Source organism: Methanoculleus sp. UBA303, assembly GCA_002501655.1.
GTDB lineage: Archaea > Halobacteriota > Methanomicrobia > Methanomicrobiales > Methanoculleaceae > Methanoculleus.
In genome coordinates this window covers 1-10625 of the sequence record DANY01000049.1, presented here as the reverse complement: position 1 = coordinate 10625, position 10625 = coordinate 1, and the positions used below count along the sequence as shown (strand labels likewise).

Annotated in this window: 16 protein-coding genes; 10 read left to right on the top strand and 6 right to left on the bottom strand. The window is 62.7% G+C overall.

The window, feature by feature from the left end; all coding sequences use genetic code 11:
• A partial coding sequence (locus BP846_RS13145) for a helix-turn-helix domain-containing protein (RefSeq protein ID WP_394339974.1) occupies positions 1-131 on the bottom strand: 131 nt, incomplete at its 3' end.
• A 746-nt stretch (positions 132-877) separates the two neighbouring features.
• Here BP846_RS13145 and BP846_RS12250 point away from each other — a divergent pair.
• The 3 genes from BP846_RS12250 (at position 878) to BP846_RS12240 (ending at position 2089) form a co-directional block, all read left to right on the top strand.
• The gene (locus BP846_RS12250) at positions 878-1114 is read left to right on the top strand and encodes an NAD-dependent epimerase/dehydratase family protein (protein ID WP_292395838.1); all 237 of its coding nucleotides are present in this window, start codon (positions 878-880) and stop codon (positions 1112-1114) included.
• Positions 1115-1349: 235 nt separating this feature from the next.
• Positions 1350-1625, top strand: coding sequence for a UPF0175 family protein (locus BP846_RS12245; protein ID WP_292395835.1), 276 nt, complete (start codon positions 1350-1352; stop codon positions 1623-1625).
• Positions 1626-1636: 11 nt separating this feature from the next.
• Positions 1637-2089: a DUF3368 domain-containing protein gene (locus tag BP846_RS12240; RefSeq protein ID WP_292395832.1), complete on the top strand. Its 453-nt coding sequence runs from the start codon at positions 1637-1639 to the stop codon at positions 2087-2089.
• Positions 2090-2169: 80 nt separating this feature from the next.
• Here the strand turns inward: BP846_RS12240 and BP846_RS12235 are convergent, their stop codons facing one another.
• Both BP846_RS12235 and BP846_RS12230 read right to left on the bottom strand, forming a co-directional pair.
• Positions 2170-2481 (bottom strand): hypothetical protein, encoded by a 312-nt coding sequence (locus BP846_RS12235; RefSeq protein WP_292395829.1) that lies wholly within the window; start codon positions 2479-2481, stop codon positions 2170-2172.
• Complete coding sequence (locus tag BP846_RS12230) at positions 2465-2680, bottom strand: hypothetical protein (protein ID WP_292395827.1); 216 nt, start codon at positions 2678-2680, stop codon at positions 2465-2467. The genes BP846_RS12235 and BP846_RS12230 overlap by 17 nt, the downstream gene beginning before the upstream one ends.
• Positions 2681-2935: 255 nt before the next feature.
• On the opposite strand from BP846_RS12230, the gene BP846_RS12225 reads away from it, so the two are divergent.
• From BP846_RS12225 to BP846_RS12215, 3 genes are all read left to right on the top strand, one after another.
• Positions 2936-3265 carry a DUF4258 domain-containing protein gene (locus BP846_RS12225; RefSeq protein ID WP_292395825.1) on the top strand — a complete coding sequence of 110 codons (330 nt, stop codon included), beginning with the start codon at positions 2936-2938 and terminating at the stop codon, positions 3263-3265.
• Complete coding sequence (locus BP846_RS12220) at positions 3262-3507, top strand: type II toxin-antitoxin system MqsA family antitoxin (RefSeq protein WP_292395822.1); 246 nt, start codon at positions 3262-3264, stop codon at positions 3505-3507. The genes BP846_RS12225 and BP846_RS12220 overlap by 4 nt, the downstream gene beginning before the upstream one ends.
• Before the next feature lie 220 nt (positions 3508-3727).
• Positions 3728-3922, top strand: a complete 195-nt coding sequence (locus tag BP846_RS12215; RefSeq protein ID WP_349680786.1) for a hypothetical protein — start codon at positions 3728-3730, stop codon at positions 3920-3922.
• 545 nt (positions 3923-4467) lie between these two features.
• Here the strand turns inward: BP846_RS12215 and BP846_RS12210 are convergent.
• Complete coding sequence (locus BP846_RS12210) at positions 4468-4641, bottom strand: hypothetical protein (protein ID WP_292395820.1); 174 nt, start codon at positions 4639-4641, stop codon at positions 4468-4470.
• A 118-nt stretch (positions 4642-4759) separates the two neighbouring features.
• Between BP846_RS12210 and BP846_RS12205 the strand changes: the two genes are divergently transcribed.
• Genes BP846_RS12205 through wecB form a run of 3 tightly spaced genes read left to right on the top strand, consistent with a single transcriptional unit; the run spans position 4760 to position 7818 of the window.
• Positions 4760-5842 (top strand): DegT/DnrJ/EryC1/StrS family aminotransferase, encoded by a 1083-nt coding sequence (locus BP846_RS12205; protein WP_292395817.1) that lies wholly within the window; start codon positions 4760-4762, stop codon positions 5840-5842.
• The gene (locus BP846_RS12200; protein WP_292395814.1) at positions 5843-6757 is read left to right on the top strand and encodes a Gfo/Idh/MocA family protein; all 915 of its coding nucleotides are present in this window, start codon (positions 5843-5845) and stop codon (positions 6755-6757) included.
• Positions 6754-7818: a non-hydrolyzing UDP-N-acetylglucosamine 2-epimerase gene (gene wecB / locus BP846_RS12195; RefSeq protein ID WP_292395811.1), complete on the top strand. Its 1065-nt coding sequence runs from the start codon at positions 6754-6756 to the stop codon at positions 7816-7818. Before BP846_RS12200 ends, wecB begins: the two co-directional genes overlap by 4 nt.
• Before the next feature lie 281 nt (positions 7819-8099).
• Here wecB and BP846_RS12190 read toward each other — a convergent pair whose 3' ends face one another.
• On the bottom strand, positions 8100-8660 hold the full coding sequence (locus BP846_RS12190) for an acylphosphatase (RefSeq protein ID WP_292395809.1): 561 nt from the start codon (positions 8658-8660) through the stop codon (positions 8100-8102).
• Between the two features lie 148 nt (positions 8661-8808).
• Between BP846_RS12190 and BP846_RS12185 the strand changes: the two genes are divergently transcribed.
• Positions 8809-10254, top strand: a complete 1446-nt coding sequence (locus BP846_RS12185) for a nucleotide sugar dehydrogenase (protein ID WP_292395806.1) — start codon at positions 8809-8811, stop codon at positions 10252-10254.
• A gap of 102 nt (positions 10255-10356) precedes the next feature.
• Here the strand turns inward: BP846_RS12185 and BP846_RS12180 are convergent.
• Positions 10357-10625 (bottom strand): HEPN domain-containing protein (locus BP846_RS12180; RefSeq protein ID WP_292395803.1); only part of this gene is annotated, 269 nt, incomplete at its 5' end.

Genomic DNA, 10625 nt, shown 5'->3' with positions numbered 1-10625 from the left:
CCGGAATTCATCCTGCCAAACGATATGACGCCCCCATGGTGGTTGAGAAACCCGCAGATCGACTTGAGCGCCGGTTCGATGAGGGAGAGGGATTTTTTGAACTCTACCGTGTCGGATTCATGGATGACCATGCGATCGCCGCCCCACTATAATCATTCTTTTCGGTAACGTCAACTACCCCGCCATTTCGGACGGAAACTTCCCGGGCATCATCCCCCTCCTCAGCGGGAGCGAGTCCGGAGGTTCGAGCGGCGCGTTGTGCGCCTGCAGTTGCGAACTGTTTGATATTGATCGCGATGTTGATGTCCCGGTCGTGGACGGTGCCACGGTCCGGGCAGGTTCGCTCTCCAGGGAGACAAACCGGGAGTGCCCGATCAGTTTGGCGATCAAAATTTTCTGATCTCCAGTCGGGTGCAGTATCCCGCAGCATACGATAGAGTCATGTGAGACCCCCTCTGATATGAAGGTAGGCCGTGCGGGGTTAACATGAACCCGAAGAGGCGGCGCTGCTCTCATCCCCGGCGTGCGCCGGGGGTCTTCCCGCTCGATGCCCGTCCGTGAGCCCGCGGAGAAAAAAAACTGTCAATTCTAACTCTAACAGGTAGCCCGGAGAGGTAGACCACGGGATCCGTTCATCAGGTACTCGAATGCTCATCCTCCGGGCCCGTACCAGAACCGGGGCGGACCGGAATCCCGGTTCGATTCAGAAAGCGCTAAACCAGTCCCCGCCATAGATTCTTCATGCGCTACATCGTCACCGGCGGGGCCGGGTTGGCTCAGAACGCTTGCAAGAGACCTTAGCACAGAGTCACGACGTCGTCATCATCGAGAACCTCGCCACCGGGCGGCGGGTGAGGATCGAGCACCTCCTCGCCGGGTGACGTTCATCGAGGGGAGCATCACCGACCTCGACCTCCTGATGCAGACCTTCCCCGGCGCGGACGGCATCTCCCACCAGGCGGCCATCCCCTCCGTGCCCCGGTTGGCCTCGAACGAGGCGAACGTGACCGGCACCGTGAGCGTGCTCGTCGCGGCGAAGGACTGCGGGGTGCCCGCCGTCGTTGCCGCCTCCTCATCCTCGGTCTACGGCGACACCCCCAGTTCGAGGTCATGATCGGCCCTACTCGACGCTGATCGTGCAGTGGTAGTTCCAGGTCCGCCGGACGGTGATCTCCCGATCCGTCCGCCCCCAAAGGAATGATATCGACGAACCCGGCCTTTACAAGAACTTTAAGGCCCTCGTGGCAGGAGATCTTCCCGACCGGAAGGTTGTCCTACAGCGCCTTAGAGCTCACCGCCACGTTTATCGGTTCTCCCCCCTATCTCTTACCCATCAGGTGAAACCGGCTATGTCCGATGTTACCATCAGGGTCCCTCAAGATATCGTCCAGGCGCTTCGGCTCCCTCCCGATGCCGTTGCCGTCGAACTGCAGCGAGAGCTTGCAGTGGCGCTCTACCAGCGGGGCATCCTCTCTTCCGGGAAGGCGGCGGCTCTTGCAGAGATGAACCGGTGGGAATGGGAGGAACTCCTTGGGGCACGGAAGATTCCTCGGCATTACTCCGATGAGGACCTCGACCGGGACATTGCCTATGCCGCTCGCGGAGAGTATACTCCTCGCCATTGATTCATCTCTCCATGGTTGGGCGTATCAGCCTGCTCCGCCGCTTTTCATCAATCTGCATACCTCCTGCGGTCTGGCAGGAGGTCGTAGAACAGGGCGGCAGCCGCCCGGGGGCAGCCGAGATCCGGGATGCCCGTGAGTCGGGGTGGCTGCGTGTGGTCGAGCCCTCCGATAAGACTCTGGTGCGCCTGCTCAAGCAGGAACTCCACGCGGGCGAAGCAGAGAGCATCGCCCTTGCTCTTGAGGTCCGGCCCGATGTGCTTCTCCTTGATGAGACCGAGGCCCGCCGCGTAGCGGGGCTCTACGGCCTTCCGGTCACCGGCATTATCGGACTGCTGATCCAGGCGAAGCGTGATGGGCTGGTCTCTTCGCTTGCGGAGGAGATGGACCGGCTGCGGGAGCAGGGCGGCTTCTGGATCCAAGATGCACTCTACCGGCGCGTCCTTGAAGCAGAAGGAGATGAATAAGCCGAATTTTTTCGTCACCGGGAGAATAGCTCGAGGTCGCACAGGGTTTGGAGCGGTGATGAGGGGGAAAGTCCCCCTCCTCACTCCAGCGCGGGGACCAGGTCTGCCCAGGCCTCGATCTTTTCTTTGATCGCGTCGTCCTCTCCGGACGAGATCCGGACGGTCTTCCGGGTGAAGGTGACGTAGTAGTCATCCCCCGAGGGGTCGTGGCACTTGAGCTGGGCGTAGTAGGTCTCGTGACCGCTGCCGCGGAGGGCCTCGCTCGCGCCCATCGCGGTCGCAAGGCCTGCGTTGCTGAGGACCTCCGCGGCGTTCGCCTCGAACGCGGCGATCGTTGGGGACTGCAGGGAGACGGTCCCGACCCGCGTTCCCTCGTCATCGAGGAAGTTCACTCATCAAGGTGTAGTGCTCGCGGTTCCGGACGACCGGGGCGATGGTCTGGCCGGCTTTGGTCGTATCCCCGACGCACCCGAAGGGGTTGTCGGCGATGACGCTCTCGACGAGGCTGTTAAACGACGTTACGGTGGCGATAGGGGTCGCAAGATCCCGGACCGCCGTCCTGTTCACGGTAGTCTGCGTAAAGTCTGCCATGGTTGGTCACTCCTTTGCGGCACAACGCTCTCGGTTGTGCCAGATGGGAAGATGCGGAGCATCTTCCGCGGCCTGCCAGGCTTCCCGGGAATATGACAGACGAATATAGGGTCGGCGGGGGAGGGGATCAGTCTGACTTTATCGGGGAACGCTGGAATGAACCGCACGGGAAGAACGCCGCATACAGGTACGAGTCAGGAGGCAGCCTCCAGATGCGCTCCCGGCTAAGAAGGTTTTAGTGTGCAGGAGACAAGATTGACAGGGGAAGACGTGGATCATAGCAAAGAAGAGATCATCAGGCTGGTAGACCGGGATTCGGTCATCGTCTCGCATCATGCCCGGGTCAGGATGTTTGAGCGCAACATCTCCACCGACGACCTCCTTTCGGCGATCAGGGCCGGCGAGATTCTCGAATCATATTCCGATGACGAGCCCTGTCCCTCCCTGCTCATGCTTGGCTTTATAGGTGACCACATGTATCATGTAGTACTCGGGATCTGTGACGATCATCTTCGGGTCATCACCGCCTACATACCGGATGACGAGCATTGGATCGATACGCGAACAAGGAGGAAAAAGGAATGATTCCAGAGAGATGCACATTCTGTAAAGGGACCCTGCAGGAAGGAAAGACCGAGTTCATGGCGCGGGTCGGGGACGAGATCATCGTCATCAGGGACGTCCCGGCCTTCATCTGCAATCGTTGCGGTGAGGCATACTACAGCGCGGAAGTTTCCCGGAAGATCGATGCCGTGATGAAGGACGTCCACAGCGGCAGGCTCTGCTGCCGGCCTCTCGCGGCAGGCGAGGTTGAACTCACCGGGTGAGGCCGGCAGCTCCGCCGGGGAGGTACAGTAACTCCTGGACCGGCGGCAATACTCTGCCGCCGGTCGCGGCCGGACAAGCGTTTTTTCTACCGAGATTTCTGCATATAGTCCTTACGGTCAGCCATTTTCTCTTCCCCGTCCTACTCTCCTCCGGGAGGGTTACCTGGATGACCGACGCGAAGACCACCCGGGAGCCCGGTCTTACGAGACGAACCGGGACGTGAAGTGGATCTGTAGGGCGCTCGCGCGAATGGAGGCGCAGGACGAGGATTTTGAGAGCCGGATCCGGGCGCTGGAGGGGTGGCGGGCCGAGAAGGCCGGCGAGGAGCGGCGGCTCTCGACGGTCAGCGCCGGGGCCGGTGGGGTCGTCGGCGGGGTGGTGGCGGTGATCGTGCGGGTGCTGGGCGGGGGATAGATCGCTCTTTTTCGTTCTGCAGAGGTTCCATCAACCGAGGTCGAGCCCCGTCCCGGGTCGCTTCTGGCCGCCGGGGTTGACCGGTTTACACTTTTGCACCCGTTTGCACCTCATTTGCACCCTGATTTGCACCATAAAGAACCCCGTATTGCGCCCGATCCCCCGATCTGCCGGAGATACTCATGTATCACCGCGATGTTTGCACCAGTGCGGATTTCACAGGCACCCCCGCCCGAGTCACCTGCCCCTGCAGGGAGGCTCTCTGATCCTTGTGTAAATGGTGCAAATGAGCACTCTGATCAGTATATCTCTCTCTATGTACCTCCAATAGAGCAATCCTCTCCATTTCTGCCGGCATCTTCGTTTGCACTTTTCCTGAAATTCCGGTGCAAACCTGGTGCAAAGGTGCAACCATGATTGAGGGAGGGGTTCCGGTCCCCCCCAGCCCCATTCAGAAACCCCTAAACCGGCCGCCGGCATAATCTCTTCATGCGCTCCATCGTCACCGGCGGGGCCGGGTTGGCTCAGAACGCTTGCAAGAGACCTTAGCACAGAGTCACGACGTCGTCATCATCGAGAACCTCGCCACGGGGTGAGGATCGAGCACCTCCTCGCCGGGTGACGTTCATCGAGGGGAGCATCACGGACCCCGGCCTCTTGACGGAGACCTTTCCGGGCGCGGATGGGAGGTGCCGGACAGCTGCGTGGGCAGCATCCATTCGGTCTCTTCCCCGGGAACATTAAGGATTTTTGCTTAATTTATCAATCAAAAATGCAAACCCGTATAATAACCTACGCGAAAGAAAATTGACATCCGCTTCCGGAGATGAAGAATACATGCATATACCTATCGCCCAGCCGTCCCTCGGAAACGAGGAGAATAATGCTGTTCTCGCCGTCCTCGCCTCCGGCATGATCGCCCAGGGTCCGGTCACCGCCGCCTTTGAAGATGAGTTCGCCGCCTACTGCGGTGTTCCCCATGCCGTTGCCGTCTCGAACGGGACGACCGCCCTCCATGCGGCGCTGCTCGCGGCCGGGGTCGGGCCGGGGGACGAGGTGATCGTCCCGGCGTTCACGTTCTTTGCGACCGCGTCAAGCGTCTCGATGTGCGGTGCAGTGCCTGTCTTTGCCGACGTCGATCCGGCGACCGCCACAATCGACCCGGCCGATATCCTCGCAAAGGTTACCCCGAAGACAAAGGCTGTGATCGGCGTCCACCTCTACGGCCAGCCCTGCGATGCTGGGGTGGTCCGGGATATCTGCGACGAGAAGGGTCTCATCTTCATCGAGGACGCGGCCCAGGCCCACGGGGCGGAGTACCGCGGGAAGCGGGCCGGGGCGCTCGGCGACCTCGCCTGCTTCTCCTTCTACGCGACGAAGAACCTGGCAACCGGGGAGGGCGGGATGGTGACGACGGCATCGGACGCGTATGATGCGCGGTTGCGCCGGATCATCAACCACGGCCAGAGCGAAAAGTACCTTCACACTGAACTCGGCTACAACTACCGGATGACCGATATCAACGCCGCGATCGGCCGGGTGCAGCTTGCGAAGCTCGACGGCTTTAACCGCCGCCGGCAGGAGAACGCTGCTTACTATAGTACCCATATCACGGCGCCGGGGCTCGTGCTCCCGTCGGTCGCGCCCGGCCGGACCCACGTCTGGCACCAGTACTCCCTGCGGCTCACCGGCGCCTTCCCCCTCACCCGGGATGAGCTGATGGCCCACCTCCGCGAGCGCGGGGTCGGCTGCGCCGTCCACTACCCCGTAGCCCTCTCCCGGCAGCCCTACTACGCCGGGGCCGCCGCCTGCCCGGTCGCTGAGTCGCTCGCGGCCTCGGTCCTCTCGATCCCGGTCCACCCGAACGTCACCGACGAGGCCAGGGCCTACGTCTGCGAGACGATCAACGGGGTGATCTGAATGGACGCAGGCGTCATCGGCACCGGGACGATGGGCAGGAACCATGTCCGGGTCTACACCGAACTCAAGGAGGTCGGGACGACCTACGTCTACGACCTGAACACGAAGGCTGCCGAAGAGGTCGCCGCCGCCACCGGAGCGGAGGTCTGCCGTTCGATGGAGGAACTCCTCGCGAAGGCCGAGTGCGTCTCGGTCTGTGTGCCGACCCAGTACCATTTCGGCACCGCGGAGCGGGTCATCGCCGCCGGGGTGCACGCTCTCATCGAGAAGCCGATCTGTCTCACGTCGCGCGAGTGCGAGCAGTTGATTGGGCAGATCCCCGACGGGCTGACGGTCGGCGTCGGCCACATCGAGCGGTTCAACCCGGTCGTCACCGAGGCTGCGCGGGTTGTGCGGGACCCCCTCTACGTTGCTTTCCACCGGCACAACCCGGCCTCGGCACGGGTGAGCGGGAGTTCCGTCGTCGAGGACCTGATGATCCACGACATCGACATCGCGTTCAACGTCCTCTTCCCCGAGCGGGAATACACCCTGACGGCGAGCGGGACCGGGGACGTCGCCGCAGCGCTCGCGGCCTTCGGGCGGACGCCGGTCTACCTCTCCGCCTCGCGGAAGTCCTCGAAGAAGATCCGGTCGATCTACATCGAGGAGGGGGAGCGGACGATCGAGGGCGACTTCATGACCCAGGAGGTCTACGTCTACTGGAAGCCCGAGACCTACGGGCAGGAGAACGGCCTCTACCGCCAGGAGAACATCATCGAGAAACTCCTGGTGAACAAGGTCGAGCCGTTGAAGATCGAGCTCTCGACGTTCGTGCGGGCGGCACGCGACGGGAAACCCTTCCCGGTGACGCCGAAGCAGGGGCTCTCAAACGTCCGGGTCTGCGAGGCGATCTCCCGGAGCCTTGCGGCATGAAGGTCCTCTCGGTCGTCGGGGCCCGCCCTCAGTTCGTCAAGTGTGCTCCCGTCTCGCGGGAGGTGCGGAAGGTGCACGAGGAGGTCCTCGTCCACACCGGCCAGCACTATGACTACCTCCTCTCGGCGGTCTTCTTCCGGGATCTCGGGATCCCGGCACCCGACTACCACCTCGAGATCGGGTCGGGGAGCCACGGGGTCCAGACCGGGAGGATGCTCGCCGCGATCGAGGAGGTGATCGCGAAGGAGGAGCCTGATATGGTCCTCGTCTACGGGGACACGAACTCGACCCTCGCGGGAGCGCTCGCGGCGGCGAAGATGCATGTGCCGGTGGCGCACGTCGAGGCCGGGCTCCGGAGCTTTGATCGCCGGATGCCCGAGGAGGTGAACCGGGTCCTGACGGACCACTGCTCGGATATTCTCTTCTGCCCGACTGCGACCGCCGTTGCGAACCTCGCGGCCGAGGGGGTGACCGCGGGCGTCCACCTCACCGGGGACGTGATGGTTGACGCGCTCCGGGAGAACCTTCCTCTCGCAGAGGAGCGCTCCACGGCTCTCACCGACCTCGGCCTCTCGCCGAAGGCGTACTTTCTCGCCACGGTCCACCGGGCGGGGAACACCGACGACCCCGCAGCACTCCGGGCGATCATGGCGGCGTTTGCCCGCCTCGACGGACCGGTGATCTTCCCCGCCCATCCCCGGACGCAGAAGAAGCTCGCAGAGTACGGGATCGAGCCGGCGGCGAACGTCAGGATCGTCGAACCGCTCCCCTACTTTGATATGCTCGCCGCCCTCGCCGGCGCCCGGGCGGTCCTGACCGACTCCGGCGGCATCCAGAAGGAGGCCTACATCCTCGAGGTGCCCTGCGTGACCCTGCGGGAGAACACCGAGTGGGTCGAGACCCTGGAGGACGGCTGGAACGTCCTTACCGGTGCGGATACAAACCGGATCGTCGCGGAGGCTGATGCGGCCGGCGACGCGCGCCGGCGGCACTCCGCCCGGTTCGGCGACGGCCATGCGGCGGAGCGGATCGCCGCGATCATCGCAGAATATCAGCCCTGAAGACAAACAGATGCCGTAAAATAGATGTGCCGGGTATCGAGCACGTCTACGGCTTCCAGCGAAACTCCCCCTTGTCGGGGTAAAGATTCAACCGGGGAAGTCGCCGCTCAAGGGCGAGGGGCTTCCGGAACTGCTCAGGATGGTCGCCGGGTGCGATGCAGTGACCCTCGTCATCCGGACGCCTTTTCTCGATGAGCGAGGATCAGGAAGTCGGGCGCGACCTCACCCCCGGGACAACCGCACGCACGGCCCGGGGCAGTTGACGCGGGATGGAGAGTTATTCAGACCTGGATGCCTGCCCGGACGAGCGCCTCCTTGATGGAGACGAGCTCCTTTCTCATCTCTGCGAATTCGTCCTCAAGGTGCTTTTTGGTATCGCTCCGGAGCCCTGCAATTTCTTCTTTTGTTTCCCTGCCGAGTTGAAGCATCTCGTCCTGTTTATTCAGCATCTGGTCCTGCTTGTCCAGCATCGTGTGCTGTAACTGGAGGCCCTGATCTAATTTCATATCCATGCTGTGCAGTACATTCCCGGCGTAATCCATCCGCTCGAATATCTCATCCTGGATCTCTCCCCGGACGATCTCAAAGGTGGCATACTCTCCTGTAGCTTCTTCCCACCTGATGGTGAACGATTTGACTGCAATGGGTCTTTGTATGATGTTGATCTCGTTGATGAACTCCCGGAGAACCTCTTCGCTCCCCTCCGCAACGATCTCGACCTCCCCGGTATCGAGGTTCTTCACATACCCCGAGATATTGCGATCAAACGTCTCGTTGTACACATGCTCACGATAGCTGACCCGCTGGACACGCCCCCGTGCAGTGGCCACAAATCGTTTCATTCAATTTCACTCTGTATGGCAGACATAAATAACTTCTCCGGATCTGCACTTCGCCCGGCGAAGGTCTCTTTGGACCCCCACCTGCGCCGCAAAAGGGGGTGGCAGAAGACAGCATATCAACCTTGAAGACAAACCAGAGATGCAGACAATGACCGAGAACCTCGCAACGCTCATCAAGAAACGCGGCCCGATCCGGCGGATCGGCGTCTTTGGGATGGGCTACGTCGGCATCCCGGCGGCAGCGCTCTTTGCGGATGTGCCGCATATCGAGCACGTCTACGGCTTCCAGCGGGATTCCGCTTCTTCCGGCTACAAGATCACTATGCTCAACCGGGCTGAGTCGCCGCTCAAGGGCGAGGAGCCCGGGCTTGAGGAACTGCTCGGGAAGGTCGTCGGCGCCGGGAAGTTCTCCTGCACATCGGACTTCTCGAAGGTCGCGGAGTGCGACGCGGTGACCCTCGCCATCCAGACGCCGTTCCTTGACAAGAAGGATCTTCTCCCTGACTTCACGCCCCTGATCGAGGGGCTCCGGAACGCCGGGCGGCACCTGACGCCGGGGACGCTCGTGGTGCTCGAGTCGACGATCACCCCCGGGACGACCGCCGGGATGGCCCGCGAGATCCTGGAGGCGGAGTCCGGGCTCGTCGCCGGGAAGGATTTTGCGCTGGCGCACGCCCCCGAGCGGGTGATGGTCGGGCGGCTGCTCCGGAATATCCGCGAGCACGACCGGATCATCGGCGGGATCGACGATGTCTCGACGGCGCGGGCGGTCGAGCTCTACTCGCCGGTCCTCACGGCCGGGGCGGTCATCCCGATGACCGCGACCGCGGCCGAGGTGACGAAGACCGCCGAGAACACCTTCCGCGACCTCCAGATCGCGGCGGTCAACCAGCTCGCCCTCTACTGTGAGGCGATGGGGATCAACGTCTACGACGTCCGGGCCGGGGTGGCGTCGCTCAAGGGCGAGGGGATCACCCGGGCGATCCTCTGGCCGGGGGCCGGGGTCGGCGGCCACTGCCTGACGAAGGACACCTACCACCTGGAGCGGGGGGTGCAGGTGCTCGGCGGTGATCTCGACTGGCCCGAGGGCCGGGAGTCCCTCTACACCCTCGCCCGCGGGATCAACGACTTCATGCCCGAGCATATGTTGCATTTGACGGAGTCGGCGCTGGGAGAGGCGGGCAAGACGTTGAACGGATCGAAGATCGCGCTCCTCGGCTGGGCGTTCATCAACGACTCCGACGATGCCCGGAACACGCCGGCGGAGCCGTTCCGCGATGCGGCGCTCGCTGCCGGTGCGGAGGTTGCCGTCCACGACCCCTGGGTCGACCCGGCGACGTCGCCGGATGCGCCGCCGGGGCTCTCGCGGGATCTTGCGGGGGTGCTCGCCGGCGCAGACGCGGTGGTGGTCTTTGCCGGGCACAAGGAGTACCGGGGGCTCGAGCCTGCACGGGTGAAGGAACTCTCCGGGTCCGTGCACCCGGCGGTCGTCGACGGGCGGAATGTGGTGGACCCGGACGCGTGGACCGCGGCGGGGTTTGTCTACCGCGGGATCGGCCGGGGCGACAAGAACCGGCACGCGTTGCGGGGATAACGCCCTAATTTTTGGTTTGAACTTTCTTTGTCATCCGCCTTCTCTGTTGTAAATAAGATTTCAGTCGGTCCACTTACCCTCTGGAGTTGAGGAGACCAGCTTCTACCCAAACCGCTGCCGGGCCATGACGAGGGCCCGATGAGCCAGCCGGATGCAGAACGCTGCTTCCTCTTCGCAGACGAGCGACCCACTATACTGGACGTTGTGCCTGGCGACCCGGAGTTTGTCAAAGGCGTTCAGGAGACCGGCGATCTCAGGGTCATCACCGGATGTATGCCGTACTGCGATAACGAGGCAGGCGTGGCTCCGCTCGACGTAGCCTGCGGCGTAGAGAAACGTCCGTACACTATGAAACGCACTGTTGTAGGCGG